The 25,508-nt window shown below is 38.6% G+C and carries 20 protein-coding genes; 11 read left to right on the top strand and 9 right to left on the bottom strand.

Features of this window, described 5'->3' with window-relative positions; translation table 11 throughout:
• Positions 1-34 precede the first annotated feature (34 nt).
• The 8 genes from B5X60_RS06075 to B5X60_RS06050 all read right to left on the bottom strand — a co-directional run bounded on the left by B5X60_RS06075 (position 35) and on the right by B5X60_RS06050 (position 9,759).
• Positions 35-1,681: an alpha/beta hydrolase family protein gene (locus tag B5X60_RS06075; RefSeq protein ID WP_079701718.1), complete on the bottom strand. Its 1,647-nt coding sequence runs from the start codon at positions 1,679-1,681 to the stop codon at positions 35-37.
• A gap of 10 nt (positions 1,682-1,691) precedes the next feature.
• Entirely contained in the window at positions 1,692-4,448 is a 2,757-nt protein-coding gene (locus tag B5X60_RS06070) for an outer membrane beta-barrel protein (RefSeq protein ID WP_079701717.1), read from the bottom strand.
• Positions 4,449-6,209, bottom strand: coding sequence for an O-antigen ligase family protein (locus B5X60_RS06065; RefSeq protein WP_079701716.1), 1,761 nt, complete (start codon positions 6,207-6,209; stop codon positions 4,449-4,451).
• 7 nt (positions 6,210-6,216) lie between these two features.
• Positions 6,217-6,657, bottom strand: a complete 441-nt coding sequence (locus B5X60_RS06060) for a hypothetical protein (RefSeq protein WP_079701715.1) — start codon at positions 6,655-6,657, stop codon at positions 6,217-6,219.
• Positions 6,654-7,847 carry a DUF4221 family protein gene (locus B5X60_RS06055; protein ID WP_079701714.1) on the bottom strand — a complete coding sequence of 398 codons (1,194 nt, stop codon included), beginning with the start codon at positions 7,845-7,847 and terminating at the stop codon, positions 6,654-6,656. Before B5X60_RS06055 ends, B5X60_RS06060 begins: the two co-directional genes overlap by 4 nt.
• Positions 7,848-7,909: 62 nt before the next feature.
• The gene (locus B5X60_RS18235; RefSeq protein WP_170878390.1) at positions 7,910-8,083 is read right to left on the bottom strand and encodes a hypothetical protein; all 174 of its coding nucleotides are present in this window, start codon (positions 8,081-8,083) and stop codon (positions 7,910-7,912) included.
• Positions 8,084-8,127: 44 nt separating this feature from the next.
• On the bottom strand, positions 8,128-8,310 hold the full coding sequence (locus tag B5X60_RS18095; RefSeq protein ID WP_139377375.1) for a hypothetical protein: 183 nt from the start codon (positions 8,308-8,310) through the stop codon (positions 8,128-8,130).
• Positions 8,311-8,949: 639 nt separating this feature from the next.
• On the bottom strand, positions 8,950-9,759 hold the full coding sequence (locus tag B5X60_RS06050) for an N-acetylmuramoyl-L-alanine amidase (protein ID WP_079701713.1): 810 nt from the start codon (positions 9,757-9,759) through the stop codon (positions 8,950-8,952).
• A 590-nt stretch (positions 9,760-10,349) separates the two neighbouring features.
• On the opposite strand from B5X60_RS06050, the gene B5X60_RS06045 reads away from it, so the two are divergent.
• Positions 10,350-10,982, top strand: coding sequence for a hypothetical protein (locus B5X60_RS06045; protein ID WP_079701712.1), 633 nt, complete (start codon positions 10,350-10,352; stop codon positions 10,980-10,982).
• Positions 10,983-11,236: 254 nt separating this feature from the next.
• Here B5X60_RS06045 and B5X60_RS06035 read toward each other — a convergent pair whose 3' ends face one another.
• Positions 11,237-12,355, bottom strand: coding sequence for a Fic family protein (locus B5X60_RS06035; RefSeq protein WP_079701710.1), 1,119 nt, complete (start codon positions 12,353-12,355; stop codon positions 11,237-11,239).
• Positions 12,356-12,523: 168 nt separating this feature from the next.
• Between B5X60_RS06035 and B5X60_RS06030 the strand changes: the two genes are divergently transcribed.
• The 10 genes from B5X60_RS06030 (at position 12,524) to B5X60_RS05980 (ending at position 25,503) form a co-directional block, all read left to right on the top strand.
• On the top strand, positions 12,524-13,291 hold the full coding sequence (locus tag B5X60_RS06030; protein ID WP_079701709.1) for an SDR family NAD(P)-dependent oxidoreductase: 768 nt from the start codon (positions 12,524-12,526) through the stop codon (positions 13,289-13,291).
• Between the two features lie 37 nt (positions 13,292-13,328).
• Positions 13,329-13,559 carry a helix-turn-helix domain-containing protein gene (locus B5X60_RS06025; RefSeq protein WP_079701708.1) on the top strand — a complete coding sequence of 77 codons (231 nt, stop codon included), beginning with the start codon at positions 13,329-13,331 and terminating at the stop codon, positions 13,557-13,559.
• A gap of 142 nt (positions 13,560-13,701) precedes the next feature.
• Complete coding sequence (locus tag B5X60_RS06020) at positions 13,702-14,016, top strand: hypothetical protein (protein ID WP_079701707.1); 315 nt, start codon at positions 13,702-13,704, stop codon at positions 14,014-14,016.
• Positions 14,017-14,142: 126 nt separating this feature from the next.
• A complete protein-coding gene (locus tag B5X60_RS06015; protein ID WP_079701706.1) occupies positions 14,143-14,925 on the top strand; it encodes a hypothetical protein in 783 nt (260 codons plus the stop codon).
• Between the two features lie 533 nt (positions 14,926-15,458).
• On the top strand, positions 15,459-17,087 hold the full coding sequence (locus B5X60_RS06010) for a DUF6119 family protein (protein ID WP_079701705.1): 1,629 nt from the start codon (positions 15,459-15,461) through the stop codon (positions 17,085-17,087).
• A 393-nt stretch (positions 17,088-17,480) separates the two neighbouring features.
• Complete coding sequence (locus tag B5X60_RS06000; protein ID WP_079701703.1) at positions 17,481-18,923, top strand: PD-(D/E)XK nuclease domain-containing protein; 1,443 nt, start codon at positions 17,481-17,483, stop codon at positions 18,921-18,923.
• Between the two features lie 198 nt (positions 18,924-19,121).
• The gene (locus B5X60_RS18455) at positions 19,122-22,196 is read left to right on the top strand and encodes a type I restriction endonuclease subunit R (protein WP_079701702.1); all 3,075 of its coding nucleotides are present in this window, start codon (positions 19,122-19,124) and stop codon (positions 22,194-22,196) included.
• 5 nt (positions 22,197-22,201) lie between these two features.
• The gene (locus tag B5X60_RS05990; protein ID WP_079701701.1) at positions 22,202-23,818 is read left to right on the top strand and encodes an HsdM family class I SAM-dependent methyltransferase; all 1,617 of its coding nucleotides are present in this window, start codon (positions 22,202-22,204) and stop codon (positions 23,816-23,818) included.
• A complete protein-coding gene (locus B5X60_RS05985; protein ID WP_079701700.1) occupies positions 23,811-25,208 on the top strand; it encodes a restriction endonuclease subunit S in 1,398 nt (465 codons plus the stop codon). The genes B5X60_RS05990 and B5X60_RS05985 overlap by 8 nt, the downstream gene beginning before the upstream one ends.
• On the top strand, positions 25,195-25,503 hold the full coding sequence (locus B5X60_RS05980) for a hypothetical protein (protein WP_139377374.1): 309 nt from the start codon (positions 25,195-25,197) through the stop codon (positions 25,501-25,503). Before B5X60_RS05985 ends, B5X60_RS05980 begins: the two co-directional genes overlap by 14 nt.
• The last annotated feature ends 5 nt before the right edge of the window (positions 25,504-25,508 follow it).

The following is a 25,508-nucleotide window of genomic DNA, read 5'->3' as shown; positions in this document are numbered from 1 at the left end:
TACTCACTAGTAATGTATTAGCAAACTAAGTACTTTATTCGTCATGAGAGGAAAATAACGGCTTCTCATCACAATAAAAGGTGAGAATATTTCTAATAAGATCGCTATTGTTTTCCTGATGACGAATCCAATGACCTTCATTTTCGTAGCTTATAATTTTGTTATCATTGTTTTGGGCCAAAATCGTGTGTTTACGACTTTCAATGTCAATAATCGGGTCATTCTGCCCGAGGACGTATAAACCACGTTTATCAGTAAATTTCAATTCATCGGACGCTATACCAAATAGAGAGGAAAAAGCGGTAACATCCTTCCCATTTTCTTTCAAAGATTTCTCCATTAATATATTTCCTGAACTTGATGAAAGGTAGTACAGAGGATAGCCCGAGAGGTTTGCTTTTACGTATTCTTTCCAGTGGTTAATATCATTTACTGCAGCTTGTAAGTCAGACTGATAAAATGTTTGCCCATAGCCGGAAGACATTGGATAATTTGGTGCGAGAATTATATAACCGTTCATAATAAGATTAACAATCACTGGATCCCAGCGGGGAGAGAAGTCGCTATGCAGGCCAGGATGAAAGTATAGTATTACGCCTTTGTAACTCTTGTCTTTGGCTTTAATCAAATATGCATTAGATCCGTCTTTATTTTTTATTGCTCTATGGGTAAAAGAAAGTTGCCGTCTCGATCCCGTTTTTATGGAAAATTTTTCATTGTCTCTGTTATAATCTGCAATACATTTGGGGTTTTCAAAGTCTGAATAAGATAGAATTATATTATTTTTTGCTCCAAACTCATACATATATATCACGCCCTTACTTGTAATCCGCTTAACTGTTTTGTCTCGCAGATTCATCTCAGAAAGTAAGTATTCGCTGTTAACCAGTTCTAAAAAATATAAAAGATCCCCCCTTCGTTTTGGCATACGAACATCGTATCCTTCCTTCTTGTGCATTACCCGGCTTTCTAAAGGATTTACCTTAAGATTAACCTCAAAAATTTTATAGTGATTCTCGTTGCCCTGGTTAGCGTAATACAAAAATAAGTCATCAGTTATGAATGCATTCATACTATCACCATTTACATTTTTAGCAATAAGTCGCTCGGATTTTGTTTTAAGATCGTAATGGGACAAATACCCATCGTAGTTTATTATGAAGGAATTAGTATTAAGTTTCAAAATATTGTGGACTTTTTGAACACCGTAAAAAATGGCTGTTTTTGTTTCATTAGATAAATCCAGAAGGTAGACTGTATTATCATTGTTTAGCTGAACTACTACTTCATCAGTACCTGGAAATACATGGAGGTATGTGATAAACCGCCCTCCAATTAGTTTTTTTATGATACCATGGTCTGTTGTATAATTCTGATCTCCATTCTTGTCAATTAGGCCATATACTTTGTTATCAATTAAAAATGGACTTAAATACCCATCTCGGTGATCTTCTTTTTTCAAGCCTGAACTGGTATATTTATATATCGAGTATGTCCCTTGATCAACTGCGCTAAAAACAACATCACCATTTGATGCAAGGACAAATTTGGGCTCTATTTCGAATGCCGGGGAAATTATTGAAATCGGATGGCTGCAAGTTGTTGTTCTTATAAAAACAAACAAAAATATAATCGAAGCTGAAACAGTAGCAGCAATTGGGATAAACTTTTTAAGGATCAAAGTTTTTCTTTTAAAACGTCTGTATTAATTGGTTTAAGCCGCCTTTTTTTGTGCCAAAATCTCTAATGTTATAGGTGAAAGTTAACAGAGTATATCTATTCAACACTGAGCTTTGTCGATCCTCAATTAAGTTTTCCCGGATCGTACGCACTGTATTTATATTCTGATCCAGTAGATCGTACACAGATAATTTCATCAATGCGCGGTTTTTCATGAAAGAATATCCTACCGCGCCATTTAGTCTGGATGAGGTTTTTTGAAATCCTGGGGGTACATCCGAATTATAGCGGAAAGTAACGGAAGATTCCCAAACAATATTTTTTGGGTATCGTAGTATAAAATCGCTTTTCCAATCTTTTCTGTTGAGCCTGATGTCGTTTATATCTGGGGATTGATATTTACTATTTTGATTTGTAAATCCAATTGTTTGGTTTAACTCAAGTAGGTCGCGTAAGTTAATCCGAAGTTGCAAATTAGGGTTAATCTCGCCAATTCTGACTTTGCTCTTTTCACTATTAAGTATGACATAGGTATCCCGATTACGGACGGATAAATTATTACCGATTGAGATTTTATTTTTTCCGAAAGTGAAATGTTTAAAAAAGCTATACTGGCCGTACCATGATTGCACCCCGTTGGTATTAACGGGACGTACAGTTTGTATGCCCTCGTTTGAAATAGTTCTGTCACGGATGATGGAGTTCTGTTCAACATTATGGGAAAGTGACAAGGAATAATTTAGTGTGATCTTTTGTAAATATTTACCGTGATAAGCACTGAACGAATGGTTTAATGTAGGCTTCAAGTTGGGATTTCCCGTGATGATAAAAAGGGGGTTTGTGTTATCACTTACTGGTTGCAAATCCAGTATCTGGGGCTCCAGGACACTTGTCGAATATGCAACTTCAAGTGTTTTGTAAGATCCGTATAAACTAGGGTTGAAATAGAAAAAATTCTGATTAATCGGCATAGATTTCAGAAACGAGTTCTTCAGAATTATTGATGTTAATTGTAATCCGGGGGTTATTATAAAGTTTTTGCCCTTAAACTTGACTGTATTTGTTAATCTATTTCTATATCCTATCCGGGTCAGCTTTTCAGATAAGGAGCTAATTTTAAAAATGTATTCTCCGCTTATCGGATCATACTCCCATGTGTCGACAGCATCATTAAAACCAAAATAGTCGTTAAACAACCGTGTTGTTGTACTGACAGTTTTTGAAATTGGTTCCGTATAAAGAAGGGTATTTCGGAGAGAATAGCTTTGTCTGTCATTATCCCTAAGTTGGTCAAGTTTTGTCGGCAGTTGCCCCGCAAAAGTATTGTTGGCTGCGTTAAATTGATCGAATCCCCCTGAGTTATAACCGTAACTGGTATTGATAGAAACCACCCGCCCAGGTTTCTTGAACAGCTTGTTAATGAACAATTGTGCGCTAAACGTTAAATCATCATCGTCTAAATCCTGTTCGTTGCCGCTGGAGTTAATAGCAGTCGTGAAATTTCTAAACGTGTTCAGAGTTGTCGACTGATTATTTTGCAGGCTTTTAAACGCAAAGCTCGGCTTAAAATCGACACTTGTGAGTGAATCTAACTGCCACTTGAGTCTACCACCCAGCCGATGTGTGGAATTCAAATTAGTTTTATCGCTGCTGGAGCTAGTACGTAGCTGCCCATCTTTGGTCGTCTGATCTGTATTTATTAGCTGTTGTATGTCTGATTTTACACTTGCATAAAAATATTGGGAATTGATTGCAAGTTTTTTTGATAGTATGGTATTAAAATTTACTCCTGCACCAGTCGACTTTTGCCGCCCTTCCCCGGTTCCCCCGAACGACAGATCATCCAGAGAAAACCCCCCATCGTTATATGACGTAACCATATCGTAGCCACTTCTGTCAAAGCCTCCGATCCGGTTTATATCTGCAAAGCCAAAGCCCGGGCGATTCAAGTTGTTGGTATACCCGAGAACGCTTATCTGTGTCGTATCGCGGAAAATATTAAGGATACCGCCACCCTCATATTTAGAGAGCACCCCTCCGCCACCATATATTTTCCCAAATAATCCTTTTTTAATTCCTTTTTTCAAAGTCAGGTTAATTACTTGTGGTACTCTGCTATCCGGAATATCCGGGTTCCTTTCAAGCACTTCGGAGTCTTTCGTAACTTTAACTTTGTCAATCATATCAGCTGGTAAATTCCGAGTAGCAACTTTATAATCTCCACCAAAAAACTCCTTACCATCAACCAGAATCCTGTTGACCTTTTTACCATTTACGGTAATATTTCCGTTCACATCAACTTGCACACCGGGGAGTTTCATAAGTAAATCCTCCACCAATGCGGCCGGAAGGGTTTTGAATGACGAAGCATTAAATTCCAGCGTGTCTTTGCGGATTATTAGTGGCGGTATTTCGGCAGTAACAATGACCTCGTTTAAATTTAGAGGTTGCAGAATCATCTCAATCGAACCAAGATGTAAAGGCACTTTACCGTCAACTTTGAATTCTTTTCTAAAAATAGAGAACCCGGTTTTTGTCACAAGTAATCTTAACTGTACGTTCGACGGTAATCCACTAAATTTAAAATTACCATTGTCGTCGCTGATCTTAAATGAAATTAGCGAAGTGTCTTGAGCATGATATACTGCTACTGTAGAGTAAGATAAAGGTTTTTTTGTTTCCCCATCGACAATAACACCTTGCACATCCTGAGCCGATGTGGAATATATTCTCAGGAAAAACACTAAAAAAACTATTGAATATCTCATCTATCTGTTATTTTTTAAAAATTCTTTCATTTCCATTTTAATCCCGCTTACAGTTTCAGATGGGATTTTTACAGGCATGTTAATTATCTGTTTTGCTATGATTTTAGCTTGTAATGTGTCATTTTTCAACAAGGCAATTTTCATCAGTTGATGACGTGGAACGAATCTGTTCGGAAGCATGGAACTTAAATTACCAAATGTTCGTTGAGCCTGACCGTATAATTTAAGTTTTAGATATGCCTGTCCCAGCAGTACACAGTTTTTTTCAGTAATATAATTAGCCTGCGATTCATTGAAAATTACCACCGCTTTGGAGTAATTTTGATAATAATAAAGTGTTTCTCCATAGTTAGATAAAAAAACGCTATTGGTTTTTAAGTGTGAATATAGCGACTCATATTGTTTTAATACACCGCTATCACTCTGTAAAGCTTTCAACTTTACCGTATGCCAATCTAAAATTTCCAGGTAATATCTGCCTAAATACGTGGTCATGAATAAACACCCAGCAACTACTACGACTTTCGTAAGATGTTGGAAAGCTCTTGGAAATGAAAAGACAAAACCTTTGGATTGAAAAGCTGAAACCAACCCTGAATTGATTGCAAGCAGAACCATAATTGGCGCAGTATGTAGGGGATATGAAAAAAATCCGGAGGTTATAATCGCAAGTACCGATCCTCTGATTGCTGTAAGCAGCTTATGATTTGAGTTGTCGCCATTTGTATTCGTTCTGAATATTGAGAAAAAAAAGTAGCACCAACTAATGATGCCTAGTATCCCGGATTCCAAAAGTATTTGTAGAAATTCGTTAAAGGCAACATAAGAGACGTCTGCGACAACCTTAAAATGGCCAATATCATCCGGGTATTGTTGAAAGTAGGTTGCTTGCCAGGTTGGATAGAGTTTAGCGAAAGATCCATACCCATACCCAAGTATAGGGTTTGCAAGGAAATTTATAATGCTAACCTTCCAGATTAGCAGCCTCCCTATTGAGGAGTCCAATTTTAAAAAGGTAAGAGATGTAATACCTAATATAACAATGGTTACAGTAGACAGGATAACCCACCTTTTTGTTATTAGAGATTTTGCTTTTGAATTTATACTTATCAGCATGTATAGTCCAACCGCTACTAAACAAACAATTGATGTCCGGGACTGAGTCAACAGGATTACGCAAAAAGTTACGGTGAATAGTGTCCCTATACCCAAATATTTTAAATATCGCGACTTTTGCTCATTGAGTATATAGATGGGGAATGGGAGTAGCGCTATAGTGAAAATGCTAAATGGCCCGGAGTTATAAAACAAACCGACAACGCCCATCCCGTCATCAATCAAAAAGTTATTTCCGGACCAGTTAATATAAGCACAAGTGATTTGGAATATATAAGTCGAAGCAAGGCCCCATACTAAAACTCTTGAGCTGTTCTTTCCATAATCGGCTCCTCGTGTGAATATATAAACGAGACTAATGGAAATAAATAGTAATAGAGCTTCATTATAGACTGACACATGCTTTGATGAGAGTATCGATAGGAGTGTTGTAAATAACACCGCTATCGCCGTCATATCAATCCAAGTCAACGAGATTTTGTCAGAGCTGCTTTTATTGAACGTTATAAGATTCGCCAGCCCATATATTGCATATATGAGGATCAGGAAGAAGAACGATTCTTTTTCATCCAGGAAAAAGTTGGTAGAAGCTTTAAAAAACAACGAAGAAAAAAAAACGACTAGAATTCCAATAACGGGAAACATGTTTTCTTCAATTTAACAGCTTTCTCATATCATTCGACTCCACATCTAGTTCCTTAATATCAGACACGTTACCTTCCTCTAAACTAACTATTTGAGGGTAAACAGACATGGCTTTTAGCTCCAGGAAGTGGTTTAGGGAATCGATGTGAACATTTTTCTTTTTAAGAAAGTCTTCGCCGACAATAAGTTTCAAAAGTTTTTTATCGGATATGCCTGTAAAGATTATTTCAACTTGCTGAAGACTGTCAATTCTGGGTTTTAAATAGCCAATTGCATTGTCAATACATCCTCCGCAACCTGCCCTCGGAATAAGGATGATATTTTTAGTGTTACTTAACTGGGCAGTACTAAGTGTTTTTTTTAGACCGTCGTCGACACTTTTGAATCTTGGATTTGGCTCCCCTTTGCATGCTGCAAGAAGGAGAATAAAATAAAATATCTTTCTCATTTTTTAGCAATTTTTAATATATCATATTTAATACTGTCACCATTACCTTGTAATTCTGGAATTTTAGCGAGATGTAGTCCTTCGTTCGCTATGAAAAACATATTTGTATTGTAGGTTTTATATGGTAAAACAATCTCACCTATTTTTCGAAAGTTGGAATCAGCAATTATTACAGATTCCTTCCTAAAACGCTTATTGGGATCTTGATACTCTTCATCAGTTAATGGTAAATAGGCAAATCGATAGTACATGTTTCTGTATTTGTCGAACAAGATCTTACCATACTGGGGTGTGACCATATCATGTTTCTCAAACATCTTTAGGTCAACTTTGTCATTGGCTACTTTTTCTTCGGAAAACGGAATAACTTTCTCAAAATATTTACTCCCGATATAATGCTTTTTAGGTGAACCTGAGTGGTCTGTTTCATATAAAAAAGGGTCACCCCCATATCCGTAAATAAACATTTTAGTGTTGTCATTATAGGTATTGAACAACTCGTAAGATGATGCGCCCCAGGAGCCCTTGTTAAACAGTTCCGTTCGCGGAAAAACCCGGCCAGGTTGGAAATTAGTCATATCAACAGTGAGCACATTTTTAACCGAAGTATGATCTGGTATGTTTAGATCAGTTAAGTTTCCGGTTACATATAGTGTATTGCCAACTCGTTTCATTTCTCGAGATGGTTTCGCAGTAGGCCCGGTTAGAAATTTGCCTGATCCAGGCTCCGGGAATTCAACTTTTCCAATAACTTTAGCCGAATCGTTTACGATGTAAAAGCGACAAAACCATTCGTTATTGATATAAATGGTATCGATACTTTTCATATAATGATTCAGGTACTCGGCTTTACCCACACCGTTTATTCCCTCATGAGCCAGTTTCACCGATTTAACAAGTTTACGGCTGTCGTAATTATAAATGTTTAGTTGTTCGTCGAATAGACTCAGGCTGGTGTAATATCTGCCTGACTCATCAGTGAAAAAATGAATAGACTTAGACAATAGGGGCACGTTGGCAGACAAAGGGAACGATACGCTCCCGTTGGCCTGCAGCGTAACACTGTCTTTATATTCCAAAGAATTTTTTTTATTGTAATATGGATCGCTGCTTTTAACAGCTACTTTTTCTTTGCAGGAGATTAAAAATATGAGCAAGTACAAGGTACTTGCTAAAGAGATATTTTTCATAAACGATTAGGTAGTTGAGTAAATAAGTGCATGTATAAACATGCACTTACGCAAAAAAAAAACTAGATAGGGTTTCCGCAACAGGCTTCACCCACTTCATTTGTGGATGCGCACCATTGTGATGAACATTTACCCTTGTTCTCAACAGTACTGCATTCTAAACAATTTGCATAAAGTGTAGTGCCAGCTCCTGTGAGTAGTACAGCAAAAAGAATTGCTCTTTTGATTTTTTTCATGGTTTTTGATTTAAAGTTTAATTACTAGAATTCTTGCGAAATAATCAGGTGCATCCTGCACAAGTATTACCGTTACAAGCTGTTCCGGTTTCGTTTGTTCTTTCACAACCTCCACCGTTGCATTTACCTGGATTGTCAGTAGCACTTTCAGTACAAGTTGCATACACACCGATACTGCCGATGCTTAGCAAAAGTGCCAATGAAAGGATCTTTAATTTTCTTTTCATACTTTTTTCGTTTTTAATTATTGAATAAATCATCTAGATGTTGACCAAACTTAGACCCCGAAAATGCAATTACACTGCACTCTGTTTTTTTTTCAAAAAATTATTCCAAGGGCTCAGAGGAATCCTTTTTCGAAAATTTAAAGCAAAAATTGCCGTTTTCCCGATAGTAATAGCAGTTACGTTGCTTGCAGTACGAGATGGGCGCACCAAGGCCTTTTAGAAGGTTAAGGTAATCATGAAGTGAACGTAGGGAGATCCCAATTTTTCTGGCAAATTGGTGTGATGAGCCGGTCGATTTTGTCCTAATGCAATAGTCCATCCGTTCTAACCGCTCAATGAAGCTTGTAAACATAGTCGTCTCAATTAATAATTTACCATCGCCAAGTGTTTTGTAGGATATCCAAAAACCAGGTTGAGAGCGGCATTTGTAGTAATCTGGAATAAGGTTCCACATCAGTTGGCGTGGTAATACGGATTGAATCTATCTAGAATTTTCCGATCGTCCAAAAAAAATTTCACATAAACTTCTGATTTAAAGATAGTTATGTGTTGACAATATTGTTGTTGGTGTATATTAGGATATACTTCATCTACGGAATCCACAGCTTGGTGTAAAAACCGAGCGCCTGATTATCGAAACTAATTAGTGGATTTAGTTGCAAGGTTTGATAAAATAGATTTTTCGTATGGAGATAACCGAGTCGAATCATTGGAGGGGATAAAATGCCTTTTGAATGCTACGATTGCACCGTTTAGGTCGCGGGTGTCATATCCAATTGCTTTCAAATGCAATTTGGAATTGAAGTCAGCGCTGACCTCTTTAAGTGTCGGATCGTACCACAGACCAAGGCCTTTGCTGGCAAGATGAGCCCAGGGAAACTTTGTGTGAGGGTCGTATTTGCGATAAGTTATATCGGAGTGTGCCAGGATATTGTAAGAGGGTATGTTATATTTTTGGGTAATAAAATTCAACAAGTCTATCAAAGCAGCAACTTGTTTGGGAGGGAAGTCTTCTTCACCATCGTTGTCAAGCTCAACGCCGAGCGAGCATGAATTCATATCAGTGATTGAGCCCCACCTGCTTTCTCCGGCATGCCACAGTCGTAAATAGTCACTCCCCATTTGTACAATCTCACCGTTTTTCTTTACAACATAATGAGCACTTACTTCGCGCTTGCTGGTTAACAAGTATTTTAAAGCCTCGTTTATTTCTTTTTCTCCCGTGTGGTGAAGGATGATGTAATTAGGTTTTCTTAAGTTGAGGTTAATCGTTCCCATAAACTCAATATTTAAAACATTTTTACGTTCACTTGCATGTTCAAAAAGATACTTAACATGATCCTGCACTACTTTTTTGTGCTTGTAATTGGCCCGATCGACTTCGTTCGTACAGGACAAGTGGAAGAGGATGATAAATAGTACCGAAATGTTTAGTTTAAGTTTTTTCATATCAAAGCATTTACTCGTTGTCCCGATGATAGTTGTAATTTTCTAAATATAAACCTTTGCAGGGGGTGAATTGACCGCTAAACTCCATTTCTAAGACCGCTTGCCTGTCAACTACGTCACCCGCCAGCTCTGTACTTTTTTTTAATAGTTGTCATCGTAAGACCTGCTGCCGGCTGATAGTGAACCGGCTGGCATTTAACTTCGAAACTAACAAAGTAGTTCGAATTTTTTTATCGATTAGACAAACAGCAATATTCGATAGTCTAATCAACCAAAAGCTATGCGAGGTGAAGAAATAGTTAGAAAGAGCGTGGAGGAATTTTTAAGATATTTAAGGCAAATTCTGAAGCCTTAATAAAGAGTTAGTTGTGTTTACGGGGCGAGGTCGGAAGTTAAATGCTCTTTTCGGTTTTTGTATTTCTATGTGCACTCTGAAATTTATGAGCCGATTATATTATTTATTCGGCTCATGGACTTGCTTAAGATTTAATATCATTAGCCATTTCAAATATTGGGTAGGGCATATCTTGCACGGATAGGATCAAGACCTTTACCTTTGTCAATATTCCACGGATCTCATAAATTTTATTATGCTGAATCACCCCGACAAGCCAAGCAACCGCGGCCGGCAGGCTATGTACAGCCTTTCCGCCCGAGCTAATCTCATAGTGCGGTATTTGCCAGACGATCCGGAGTGGCCCCTAACTAAACTCGAAGCCTTTGAAAACAGACAGCTGGCAAAAGAACTGCTCATCCGGATCAGGGAAATGCTTGTTAAACTATCAAAACTCACAGCAGCCAGATCCAGAAGTACTCACAAGCTTTTGAGGACTGCCGTAGACGGAAAAGTGATCGATACCTATCCAGGCCAGCAGGTTTCTCTGTCTGATTTGATCCTGGCCACCGGCAAGTGGCCGGTTTCCGATGTCTACAATATGACGATGGGGGTAGATAAATTCATGGAGATTCAATGGGATCCGAAGCCAGGAGCAGGCGAAAGTGAAGATGATGAGCTGGTAATACTGTTCGCTGATTTTTTCGATGGTCAGGTGTGGGTCTGGGCTCAACGAGGGATACCACGGGGTGCGGGATCATTTGCAGTAAATTGTGCAGCGGTGGATCGGGCAGGAGAAATCAATTGCTGGATGACGTTCAAATCCGCCACACGTATCGGAGAATATTCTGAACTTCGATATGCTGGCTGGGTATCGTTTTCGGATTAGGGCTCGGAGGCATGAGGGATGAAGGAGGAGGGATGACCGGATTTCCGATGTTGGATTTCCGACAAGGATTAACCCTGCCTGCCGGCAGGCAGGCGCAAAGAGCGCAAAGTTTTACGCAAAGGGCGCAAAGATTGCTGGGCGGAGATTCAAATTCGGATACTGGGCGGAGATTCAAATTCGGATTTCCGACAAGGTTTAAACCTGCCTGCCGGCAGGCGCAGAGAGCGCAAAGTTATAAAGCCAATTCCTTGTAATTAGAGCCTGCCTAAGTAAATTTCATACGACGTACTTCTGCCACTCATACCCGCTACGGCAACGAAAATACCTTGTTCAACCAAATCTTGTAAGTCTCTGGTCGCCGTTGCTTTCGATACCTGAGTAATGGAACCGTATTTTCTAGCATTCATTCCACCTTGAAAACCTTCCGGCCCTTCTTCAAGCATCCTCCGTATAACTTTAAGCTGCCTTTCAGATAAGTGATCTTTGAACTTGTCGAAAAACTTTGTCTTTCTCAATGCAAATTCAATTTGTTGCTCTGCGTCAGTTTGCGCAGCGATAACCATTTCTACAAACCAGGCGATCCATGCTGTGATCTCGTTCGACCGCTGGGCGGTTTTCAATGCTTCATAATATGCCGCTTTGTTTGCCTCGATTATTTTGGAAAGTGCAAGCAAAGCGGGACGGCCTATTCCCTGAGAGATCGCCTTTTCAGAAATAGCCCTGCCAATCCTGCCATTGCCATCTTCAAAGGGGTGGATAGTTTCAAAATACAGGTGTGCAATAGCTGACCGTACGGGTGCCTGGATGATCTGATACTTTCCACCGGGAGTCGTTTCATTAAACCAATTGATAAACCGCTCCATTTCTTTCGGAACGCGATCGGAAGGGGGAGCTTCAAAATGGATCTGCTCTTTTCCATACGTACCCGAGACAACCTGCATTGGCTCCGCAGAAGCTCTCCATTGTCCGGCATTAATCCTCCGGTCATTTCCTAAGAGCATTCGGTGCCATGAGAATAATGTTTCCTGATCCAAAGGGATTGAAAATGTATTCCGAACATCAACCATTAATTGCCCGATCCCTTTTGCTCTTTTGTCCGGCACCGGATCAGGATGCTCATTCAGGCCCAGATTGTTCCTGATGGAAGACACCACATCATTCCGGTCCAGGAATTCACCTTCGATCGCAGAAGTCTTGATCGCTTCGGCTACCATTGTATCGATAATTGCCGACAACTGTGTATCCTCCGGAAGCGACTTTAACACGCCGCTTACCGTTCCTGTCTTCTCCGAAAACAGATACAATTTCTGTTCTATCTCTGCGAGGTCGTACGTAAAGTCAGGCCAGGTTTCTTGTTCCCAATTATAGGTCATGAGCCGATTAATAATTTTATTCGGCTCAAATATAGTGAATTTGTGAGCCGATTGTATTATTTATTCGGCTCATGGGACTTGCTTAAGATTTAATATCATTAGCGATTTCAAAAATTGGATAGGGCCATATCTTGCAGGGATAAGATCAAGACCTTTACCTTTGTTCCTATGCCAAGAATATTCATTACCGGCTCCGCCGACGGTCTCGGACAGCTCGCAGCGAATGCACTTATAAAACAGGGACACCAGGTTGTTTTACATGCCCGGAATGCGGAACGTGGTCGGGATGCCCTAAGAAGTTGCCCCGGAGCGGAAGCTGTATTAACAGCTGATCTCACCGATCTCAACGAAACAAAAAAACTCGCTCAGGAAGTAAACAGCCTGGGGTTATTTGATGCTGTGATTCATAATGCGGGTCTTTACCAGGCTCCTGCAAAGGACGTCTTTGCGGTCAACGTGCTGGCACCATATATTTTGACCTGCCTTATAAACAAACCGATAAGACTGATCTACCTGAGTTCAGGGATGCATTTACACGGGCATGCAAAGCTTGAGTTCTTCAAGACTGACATCGGTCGTATCAACTATTCAGATTCCAAGTTACACGTATTGATGCTTTGCCTGGCGACTGCACGGAAATGGCCGGATGTGTATGCCAATGCCGTAGATCCGGGATGGGTGCCTACTAAAATGGGAGGCCGCGGCGCGCCGGACAATCTGGAAAAGGGTTATGCTACGCAAACCTGGCTGGCTGCAAGCGATGATATAGATGCGAAAGTTAGCGGCCGTTATTTTTTTCATCAGAAGGTTCAATCGCACAATCCGGAAGCGGATGATGTTTTACTGCAGGAGAGGTTCCTGGATCTGTGTGAGGAAATGACGGGGTGGTGTTTCCGAACTATCAGAATTAACACAAATAGGTTCTCCAAAGCTTGAAGCTTGTTCCGATCTTGACCAAACCAAATCACTCAATATGAACGAACCCTTTGACAAAATCTTAAAGACTTTCGGTAATCAATTGCAAAAGCTCAGGCTTGAGAAAGCCTTAAGCCTGCACGAAATGTCCAGGAAAAGTACCATAAGTATTGCACGATTACGCAGAATGGAGAATGGCGAAATCAATATCAGGGTGAACACAATGCGTCTACTAGCCAGGGCCTTAGGCGTGCAATTGTCCGATTTTTTTATTGATGACTCAGGCTAATCTGCACTCGATTTTAGAACACCAAAATTCAATTCGTTTATCTAAAAATGAGCGAGATAGTTTTACCTGTTGATTTACCGGGAAAGGACGTCCTAACAAATTTAATTTGCTAATATTATTAGTATTTACTTATGTTTGTATCATGAGCACCGTTCAAAAACTTAAAGGCAAAGACCTGGATTATCTCCGCAGAAGAAAGCTGGCTGCTGACGCGTATCAGAAAGGATACTGGATATATCAATCGCGGGAGCAAAAGTGGTATACACCGGAAGAGTTCATGGCAATTCCTTATGCTATTGACGCGGATGTTCAGAATGGATATTATCAGATCCATAATCCCCGGGTAGAGGTGATGGCCAGACTGAAGGATATCGAAAAAATGCAGGCCAAATTGGTGGAGTTCATTGGACGCATAAATACGTATTATAATTACGTGCCTAAGCGGGAGAAGAAGTAATTGCACCCTTAATTTCGATTCATTTACTGCTATTGTTAAAAGATGATAGCAGTATTTTTATACAGGATTGTCTTCGACCCATACAATAAATGGACATAATTATTCGCTAGTTTTGTACAGATATTGATGAGAACGATAATCTTTCCTTTTATCCTATTACTGCTATACTCTGCACCTGTTTTGTCGCAGTCTGCTACCCCAAACCGCCTCTCACATAGGTTCTCCGTTGTAGGAGCCGGATTGTATGGTACCGGAAGAAATGTTGGTGAAATCACAACCGGTTCTGTAAGTAGAAATACGATCCCCGGAGCTACTGCCGCTTTTGAATATTCTTTGCAATTTAAAGGTATAACAGGAACATTAGGCGTTGGTATGCAAATACTTCCGGCTGGGGGAAAATACCATTTGCCGCAAGAATTTTTCCTTACGTCTGAGGAATGGGATGATTTTGAAGGCCGGCTTGCTCAATATAGTGTACCTCTCACTTTTGTACCGGCAAAGCTTGGCTATACATTTAAAAGACATAATAAATGGCAGGCTTCTCTTTCAGCCGGGATGAATTTTTACAGGCAGTACTCATATTCGGTTTCATACAATCGATCGTATAATGATGCCGGCTATGGGAGACTGCCAGTATCCCGTTTCGTGGTTAGATCGCCAAGCAGTGGGCCAAGACAAGTAATGAAGACTTATAACGCGACATTCCGGTTGGCGAGAGTGCTGCCCAATAGCAGTGAGTTACTCGTCGGGATAGTTTCTAATTTTTCTAACGAAACCTTGTATACCGGGAGTTTTTCTGCGGCTTACGCTAATGGAACCCAAACAGCGGATTACCACGATAATGGAAGTTTCTTGGGGCTGCAGTTCGGCTATACTTTTCCCGTTAGGAAGGAAGGGCGTAACCAGTAATTCATTTAAAAAGGCGCTGTCTTTTAAGACAGTGCCTTAATTCGTTTGAAGGTCGAACTCTGAAAGGTTTGAATGAAGACTTACTTGTAGTCTGCTCAAGGCGCGGAAGTCAGGATACAAAGTATCTGTGAAATACAAAGGGCTTGCTATAGGCAAATAGGATAAGCCAGAAGAAAATAATACATTTTCATCTTTACACCAACACCATTTTTATATATATAAACACCAATTTAAGCCTATACCAACTCCCGTATTATATTATTAACTTACTCATAACCAATTGAGTAATCGGTATTTTTATTTGTATTAACGGTTTCTTTCATTTAAGTTTATTAAACCTAAACGCTCTCACGTTTGAAAAATTTAACGGTCCAATATTTCAGGGATCTGAATATCAGTAATCCTTTATTGCCAAAGAAATCTTTGCTGGCTAATTCGCGAACATCTAACTCGGTTGATTCAAGTAGTATTCGGGTGCTGTATGCCGATAAGTTAATATCACCACTTGACTTATAGATTAAATTTCAACCGAAATGACAGAAATTAACAACGATGATAAAAAGATATATAATCTCAGTATTTACTTACTAAAGGAGTCGGTTGAAAATTTCGAGGACGCGCTGAAATATAAACCAAAGTACATATTCGAAATAAAGGAGGATTTAGAAATTGACGGAATAATATGTTTGGGAGACGAGAAGACAAGCGTCCCACATTGGCTAGAGTTGCTTCAAGAGGGAATAGATCAAACACTTCCAGACTTTTCCAATACTTCTAATCGGGCCCTTATATTGATCAGTTTTGAAGCGAGAATTTTCGCTATTCCATTTGGGTACGGTAAATCAATGCTGAAAGATGACGTGATTGATAGGGATGTGGCCCTGAAAACCGCACTAAACATGATCAATTCCGATAGTTTAAGGAGTTTAGATCGGGCAAATCTAGATAATTTGGGGGTGATGACTAAAACTCAATCTAGCGCGAAAGGAAAACAGGAAAATTTCAATGTCGATCCCGTCAGAGATCTACTGAAAGGAGTTACAGGCGGAACTGACGCGGACAAAATGGTGTTAGGCCCAAATGTTACAGGAAGCGAAGGAATTTCAATAAACCCAAGTATAGAATTTGCTGATATAATTTCTATTATTGAAAAGATTAACGAATCTGCTGCAAGCCTAAAGTACAAGGCTAAATTTGGTTGGATAGACAATCTTAAACAGGCGAAGGATCCGCTTGTTATCGATGCGCTACAAGTAGAGTTGCTTAAGGATCTAAAAGCGAAGGATTCAGATAAAATTGTTTTAACACCTAATGCATTCATTGAATGGGAGGTTTTTGAAGGTGTGAGCTTCACCCCAAAAGGAAGCCTTTATCAGGATTTTAATATTGAAACTTTCTATGAGGTTAGTGAACGTGAAATAACTGAAGACTGGGAGCATTTCCAAAATTTCAGAATCTATTTCAAATACTCGAACTCAGAAGTCCGCGAGAATATGCCCATATGGCGGTGTATAAACTACGAAACCACCTATAATGGGTTTTTATTCGTTTTCATGGGTGGAAACTGGTATAGAATCAATAAAGATTATGTTGCCGAAATAAAATCATTTGCGGAAACATTTTTGGAGTCTGAACTGAATTTTATTGATTGTGAATCCGGTTGGACTGAAGAGGTGTTTAATGTTCGCCTTAGTGAATCCAATGCAGATTACCATTTGCTTGATAGAAAGCTTATTAGAACCGATTTGATAAGATCTGAAATTGAGCTTTGTGATGTTTTCACTCAGAGTAAAGAATTGGTTCATGTGAAGTTTTATAAAGGCTCATCTTCATTAAGTCATTTGTTTTCCCAAGGAAGGATTTCCTCTAATTTGTTAATGAAGGACGAGTCATTTAGAAGAAATGCGAGAAAGAAAATTGGAAGCTTGGGTGTAGACCGAAATTTGATTCCCATTAATAGAAATGATTTCAAAAGGCATGAATACACTATCACTTTTGCTATCATCGATAAAAAGGAAAGGAGCTTTGTAAATAGTCTGCCTTTCTTTAGTTTACTCAATTTCAGATTATCGGCGGAGGAATTATCAAACTGGGGATATAATGTTCGTGTCAAAAAGATAAATATGGTTGAGGACTTACTTCTAGGCCCTAAAACACCCTGAGTGATGATTAAATTAGAAAAAGATGTATTAGACTTTCATATGAACCTTTCGATATTGGATCTTAGGATGGAAATATCAAAGAATGAGAGATTTATTAACAATCATCCTAGGATATTTAGGTATCCGAAGGATGAGACAGACTTTTATTTATTGAAAGATCGAATAGTAATCTTGAAGGGAATATTTGATTTTCGAACAAATCAGATTTCGGAAAAGGAATTCAACGCCCAATTCGATTTTGTACGGTAGTATATCAACTAAGTTTCAGTTTTGAACTTGAACTAGTTTTTAGTTCTAAGAGCTTTGTAAAACGGTGCTAATCTTCTGAGACTGAAAACTTATGGATTTCAAGGTTTACAAATAACATAATTTAATGAAAAATTTTACGTCCAGATGATTAGTGCACTTTTAGCGCCATTTCGCAACCTTCGTGTTAATGTAGAAATAGATCCGTTACTGTTACCATTTTTGAAATGTCCCGATAAGTTGTCCCTAACTCGCCCGATTACGGTCAATTTATTTAAGTTGATTTACACTATAGGTACAATTCAAACACGTCGGTTTGCTCCATCACGCAGGCAAAAATTCACAGATAAATCCGATTTATTGGAAGCGGTCGATACAGCAGGAGGAGATTTTAAGGTTCGGATTTCTAATGTGCAGATAACTTTAGGAAGTGAAATTTTAAAAACACTGTCCGAAGATTTTGGTGTTGGCTTATCTGTTATTATTGCCGCAAACCTTTTTCATATTAAAGATTCCACTATTCAACGGATCTATTCACATGACAAACGACCTGACTGGCAATGTCAGACAAAAGGGAATGACTTGCTAGTAGTAGAGAGCAAGGGAGCATCCAGCGACACTACTTCGGAGCGGCAACGGTTAAATGCTGTTCGTCAGAAAGGAACTCGAGTGGCAGACATCAGGGTCGCGTCGTTAACTGTCATCCGTGAACATGCTCCAAGTAGCACGAAATTTGTTGATCCACCCGTTAATGAACCGAATATGAACGTCGAATTGCAACGGCAGATCCTGCGGGCAGGACATTATGCTTCCGTGTTCAGTTTTTTAGGACATAGTGAGTTTAGTAGATATTATTCAAAGATGCGCAAGAGAATCATCTCGACTATCTCGAAACGTGAACAATTACAAAAAGATCAGATGTTTTTTAAGATTAGGGACGACTACAGCCATGTTAATTTTAAAGATAATGAGTATTTAGGAAAATTTAGTGAAATTATTAGTGGGCAATACCTTTTCGTCGGCGTGGATGAAAATCTCATTTCTTACCAGGGATTTTTAACTTTTGAAGATCATAAGGAAGATCTTGAGGAAGAAAGAGATAACAATCATTACATGAGATTTAAAGACGGGATACTTGTAATTGAGATTAAGAATATTCAGCGATTTTCTAACGATGTAATTGTACCCCTAATTTCAAATTACCAGATGCAGACAACCATTACAGACATCGACGCGATGACCGAAATTTCTTTCATGAAATACTGGACATATGTACTTGCTCAAAATAATTTTCAGATTATGACCGAAGTCGCGAACTCTCAAGGACGGGCGGATTTTGTCGCTTTTTTCGAAGATCAATTTTATGTATTTGAATTGAAATTATTAAAAAACCGCAAGCTGAACCGTTCCCAAGCGGAAAAGATTGTCAATACTGTAGTTAATATAGAAGCAGATTACCGGGTACTTGTAACTAATGCAAATATCCCGATTGAAAATATTTATGATTTAGGGGTTATTATTATTGGCCGGGATCAACTTAAAGCTATCGTCCAAAACGAAAAGCATTTAAGCGTACTGCTGAACATTTAAATATTTATTTGATGCTACTGGGATGCACTACTTTCCGAGTTCAGATTATCAAAGTCCAAAAGAAAAATATACATTTAAGGCTGTAACCAGCATAGTTAACTTCTATTTAAATGTCTAATCAAACTTCCCGAAATCTTCAAAACTGTCATAATCGAACAGTTAAAAAAAATCTTAGCGAAAATATAAGGGGATTTTGTAATGGCATTTAATGAAGACTCCCGTGTTAAAATCCCGGCTTTACTACATTTGGTTCGATTGGGTTATACTTATATTCCTAGAAAAGAACAGCTTCGGCAAGAAGAAAGTAATATTTTTCCAGAATTATTTAAGCAGAGCATCAGTAGAATTAATAAAGGCATTGAAATAGAAGAGATTGGCCGATTATTAGACGAGCTTACTTTAAAACTCGATTTTGATGATTTAGGTAAAGAGTTTTATAAAAGACTTACCGCAACTTCAGGAATCAAGCTGATAGATTTCGAAAATTTCAACGTGAACAGCTTTCATGTCACTACAGAATTAACCTGTAAAAACGGAGAAGAAGAATTCAGACCTGATATTACCGTGTTAATAAACGGAATGCCCCTGGTATTTATTGAGGTAAAGAAACCTAATAATAAAGATGGCGTTTTAGCAGAGCGTAAACGAATTAACGACCGCTATAAAAACAAAAAGTTTAAGCGTTTTGCCAACATCACCCAGATGATGTTGTTTTCTAATAACATGCCTTATGAAGATGGGGTAATAGAGCCGTTGCAAGGTGCTTATTATGCCACATCGGCCTATTCTGATTTGCAATTCAACTATTTTAGAGAAGAAGAAAATCTAAACCTCACACATTTGCTGGCGTCTGAAAGCGATGAGCAAGAAAATCTTATTTTAAAGGACAACAACATCACAGCCATTAAGCATTCGCCGGAGTTTATTACCAATAAACATTATAATACCCCAACCAATACCATCCTAACTTCATTATTGAGCAAAGATAGGCTCGCCTTCATCCTGAAATATGCACTCACTTATGTGGATGAAGAAATAAAGGGTAAGATTGTTACGCTTAAGCATATCATGCGTTACCCGCAATTGTTTGCCACAAAGGCCATTGAGCGTAAATTGAATGAAGGTGTAAAAAAAGGAATTATCTGGCATACACAGGGCAGCGGCAAAACGGCTTTGGCCTATTATAACGTAAAGTTTTTAACCGACTATTTCCAAAAGCGTAATGTCATAGCCAAGTTCTACTTTATCGTAGACCGAATTGATTTGGCGAATCAGGCCAGTACAGAGTTTGCTAATAGAGGGTTAGTGGTCAACCGGGTAAATTCACGGACAGAATTTCTAGAAGACATTAAAAAAGTAAGTGTTGTCCACAATAGCTCGGGTGATCGCGAAATTTCGGTAGTTAACATCCAAAAGTTTACCGAGGAAACCGTTGCGATAAAAGATTTAGCTTACGATATCAATATCCAGCGGATTTATTTCGTGGACGAAGCACACCGGGGTTATAATCCGAAAGGAACGGCATTGGTTAATCTGCTACGTTCAGATGAAAGCGCTATAAAGATTGCCCTTACCGGGACCCCTTTATTACGCGAGGTAGCCAAAGACTTTGATAGCAAGGTTCTATTTGGCAATTATATTCACAAGTATTATTACAATATGTCCATCGCCGATGGCTATACCCTGCGTTTGATTCGCGAAGGGATCGATACCACCTATAAAATGCAGATGAAGGAGGTGCTGGATCAAATTAAATTAGTACAGGGTGATATTCCGAAGAGCAAAGTCTTTGCACATCCCAAGTTTGTGCGACCCATGCTGGATTATATTGTAAAGGATCTCATTCAGTTTAGAAAAACCGAAAGTGATAATAGCCTTGGCGGCATGGTGGTTTGCGATACCAGCGAGCAGGCCAAAACCCTGTTCGACTATTTCGACGAACTGTACGGGGTACAGGAAGTTCAATCTTTAGGGATGACTGCAGAACCTTCAGAAAAGTATGGTAAGGAGAATCAAGTACTTAAAGGAGCACTGATTTTACACGATACCAATTCTAAAGATGATCGTAAAGAACAGGTCAAAGCTTTTAAAGCTGGAGACATTGATATCTTGTTCGTTTTCAATATGTTATTAACAGGTTTTGATGCCAAACGTTTAAAGAAGTTATACTTAGCACGTGTGGTAAAAGACCATAATCTATTACAAACTTTAACCCGTGTAAACCGGCCCTATAAAAAATACAAATACGGCTATGTGGTTGATTTTGCCGATATCACCAGTGCTTTTAGAGACACCAACGATAATTATTTTAAAGAACTGCAGGGAGAGCTGGGCGATGAAATGCTCAACTATACCAATCTCTTCAAATCGGCAGAAGAAATTGATGCCGAAATTCATGAAATTAAAGAGAAGCTTTTCCATTACGATGCCATTAATGCCGAAATATTTAGTCAGCAGGTAAGCCAGATTAAGGAGAAGAAGGAATTACTGGAGCTGATCAAAGTATTGAGCAATGCCAAAGAACTCAAAAATATTATCCGCTTAAAAGGTCTGGATGAGCAGTTAGACAAATTAGACTTCTTCAAGCTGAACCAACTCTTAAATGTAGCACAGGCACAACTGGATAAGCTGAACCTAATTGATAGTATCAACAGCGATGCCGAGACCAGCAATTTATTAAATGCGGCTTTGGAAGATGTGATATTCTTGTTTACCAAAGTATCTGAAGAAGAATTGATTCTAGCTGATCAACTCCGCGGACAACTGAAACGTACCCGAGAAGCCCTTCTTTTTAACTTCGACCAAAAAGACCCTGAATTTGTGTCATTAAGGGAGGAGTTGGAACGTATCTTTAAAAAGAAAAACCTGGGAGAGGTGGATCAGGAGGATATGCGGGATAATATCCTGCTCCTGCAATCGATATATGATAGGGTTACAGAGCTGAACCGGAAAAATAACCTGCTCAAAGCGAAATACGAACAGGACGAAAAATACGCCCGATTGCACAAACGTTTGGTAGAAAACAAGGGGATTTCCGCCAAAGAAATTCAGTTGCACCAGGCTTTAATGAATGTAAAGTACCAAACAGACGAACAATTAATCAATAATAAGAACATCTTAGATAACGAAGCTTTTTTTAACCGGTATCTGCTTAATTTAGTCGCTAATGAGTTTGTAAAGAACCAGAGCATCAAATTAGATTATCATACCACAAAAAGCATCAACACCCTTATTGCAGGCGAATACTTGCATGAGTATAACAGTTACTTATAAAATAAATGACCGATTTAACTTTTATCAATAAAACCAAACAGCTGATTGATAGCTTAAAAAGCGTTTGTGCCAATTATGGATTAGGTAATGATGGCAATGAGTTCAAAATTATTACACAGGTATTTCTGTATAAGTTTATGAACGATAAGTTTGCCTACGAAGCCAAAACCATCGAACAATTTAAATTAGCACAGGCAGATAACTTTCAGGAAGCATTAGAAGCGCTGGACGACGAACAATACAACTTTCTTTTAGCTTTTATTAATGCCAATACGCCACAATTATATCCGCATCAAACCATTACTTATTTACACAATAAGCAAAACAGCAGCGATTTTGCTAAGCTGTTTGATGATACATTACGAGAAATCAGCATCAACAATGCAGAGATTTATTCTGTAAAATCAGCAAGTGGCGCAAAAGATAAAATGTTTGATGAGCTGAGTCAGTTTATCAGCGATTCTTCTCAGCGTGATGCTTTTTGCAAGGCTCTCATTAGTAAGTTATTTGAGTTTAGTTTTGAAGGAATGTTTGGCGAGAAATACGATTTCTTTGCCACCATTTTTGAATACCTGATTAAAGATTACAATACCGATAGCGGCGGTAAATATGCCGAATACTATACGCCCCATGCCGTTGCTCGGATTATGGCTTCGATCATGGTAAACGATAAGCCAAAAGGTGTAAAAGTTTATGACCCCAGTGCCGGTTCGGGAACTCTGCTTATGAATATCGCTCATGCCATTGGTGAAGATAATTGCAGTATTTACAGTGAAGATATCTCGCAAAAATCCAGCAATATGTTGCGCTTAAATTTGGTGCTGAATAATTTAAGCCATAGCATTCCGCATATTATTAAGAGCAATACAATTTTAGAACCTTATTACCGGGAAGATAAATTTGATTATATCGTCTCCAACCCACCCTTTAAGCTCGATTTTTCTGATTTTAGTGTTGCTCTTGATAAGGACATTAACAAAACCCGATTCTTTGCCGGCATACCCAATATCCCGAAAGCCAAAAAAGAGAGCATGTCCATTTATCTGCTATTTATCCAGCATATTATGTACAGCTTAAGTGCAAAAGGTAAAGGGGCGATTGTAGTACCCACCGGTTTTATTACTGCTCAAAGCGGCATTGAACGTAAAATACGCGAAGCCATGGTCGAGCGTAAACTGCTACGCGGTGTGGTAAGTATGCCCAGTAATATTTTTGCCAGTACCGGTACCAATGTAAGCGTGTTATTTTTAGATAACCGGGCCGATGCCGAGCATATCGTGTTAGTTGATGCCAGTAAACTGGGCGATACCATTAAAGAAGGCAAAAACCAACGAACCGTACTAAGTCCCCTAGAAGAGCAACGAATTATTGATGCGATGAATCAGAAAGTAGCGGAGGATAATTTTAGCGTGGTAGTTTCAGTTGAAGAAATTAAAGCGAGAAACTATTCTTTCTCGGCCGGGCAGTACTTTGAGGTGAAGATTGATTATGTAGATATTACCGCGGTGGAGTTTAAAGAGAAGATGGAGGGTTTTGAGAATGGATTGAGCGCTCTTTTTGATGAGGGAAATGCTTTGGATGTTGAAATTCAGAAGCAATTGAAAGGGTTGAGATATGGCTAGCGAAATGAATTTAAAGTCGTTCATTGATGAACAAATATCTGGAGATTGGGGTAAGCCGGAAGAAATATTATATAATAATAATCTGGTTTATTGCATTAGAGGTGCAGATATCAACGATGTTAACTTAGGTGTATATCATAAATTGCCAAAGAGATTCATTCATGAAAGTAAATTAAAAGGTTTATTGAGGAACGGTGATTTAGTTATTGAAATATCGGGAGGAAGTCCTAGTCAGTCAACTGGTCGTGTTGCTTTTATATCTAACGACGACAAGCGTTTAATTTGTTCAAATTTTTGCAGGGGTTTAAGGATTAAAGTCGACCAAAACTCAAAATATTATTATTACTTACTAAAGAACATTTACAATTCAAACATATTCTTCAATTTTGAAAGTAAAACATCAGGAATAAAAAATTTGCTATTTGATACAGCCTTTGAGAACATCAAAGTAAAAAAACGAGATTTACTTTCCCAACAAAAAATCGCATCCGTTCTCTCCGCATTAGACGATAAAATAGAGCTAAACAGTAAAATAAATGCCGAGTTAGAGGCCATGGCCAAAACGCTTTATGATTATTGGTTTGTTCAGTTTGATTTCCCCGATGTAGATAACAAACCTTATAAATCATCTGGTGGCGAAATGATTTATAACGAGGTTTTGAAGAGGGATATACCGAAGGGTTGGGAGGTTTCAGTATTTAATGATTGGGTAGCAAAAACAAAAACCGGAGATTGGGGGAGAGAAGAAATTGAAGGAAATTACACTGAGCGTGTTTATTGTGTTCGCGGTGCTGATATTAACGGCTTGAATGGTAAAGGAGAAGTAAAAGCACCTGAAAGATATATCCTTAAAAGTAATTTGTCAAAAACTTTACGACCAAACGATTTTATAATTGAGATTTCTGGTGGTAGTCCAGTACAATCTACCGGCAGAATTGCCCTATTGACAGAAGCTACATTTGAGAGATTTGAATCAAATGTTATTTGTTCAAATTTTTGCAAAGCCATTTCTTTGAAAGACGAAAAATACGTGTTCAATTTTCTACAAGAATGGAAAAGGCTTTACAATGCTAATGTTTTTTTCAGTTTTGAAGGTAAAACAAGTGGTATCAAAAATTTCCTTTACGACTCTTTTATGGATACATATCGTATTGTGAAACCAGCTAAAGATATTGCAGAAAATTACTATAGTTATGTTCAATCATTAGAAAATAAGAAACAATCTAATTTAAAACAAAACCAACAATTAGCCTCCTTAAGAGATTGGTTATTGCCCATGTTAATGAATGGGCAAGTTAAGGTTGCTGGGGCGGATGAAGAAGTTGTGAGGGAATTGGGGATGGTTGCGGAAGATCCTGTATCGTATAATGTCTGTAATGATGAAATATAAAAAAACACAACCTGTAATTTCTTATCAAGACTTCTACAATTTAGCTGAATCGGCAACCAGCTTCAAAAGCTTAACAGGTGAGTTTTATGATGTGATAAGCATCGATGACTCAACAATGAACTTTGTTCGCAAGTCTTCGGGAGAGCAATGGAAAATGGACCTAAAAGGCGTACATCAAGCTTATTTGGAACTGAATGATTTTCAAACAGCGAATTTCAACCCCTATGTTCCTCGGACGCATTCTCCAGCGTTGGGCTTGTTGTTGTATTTGGGTTTGTTGACAAATGTAGATTGAGGATT

This window comes from Daejeonella lutea, from assembly GCF_900168015.1.
Classification (GTDB): Bacteria; Bacteroidota; Bacteroidia; order Sphingobacteriales; family Sphingobacteriaceae; genus Daejeonella; species Daejeonella lutea.
This window is presented reverse-complemented; position numbering and strand designations above follow the sequence as displayed.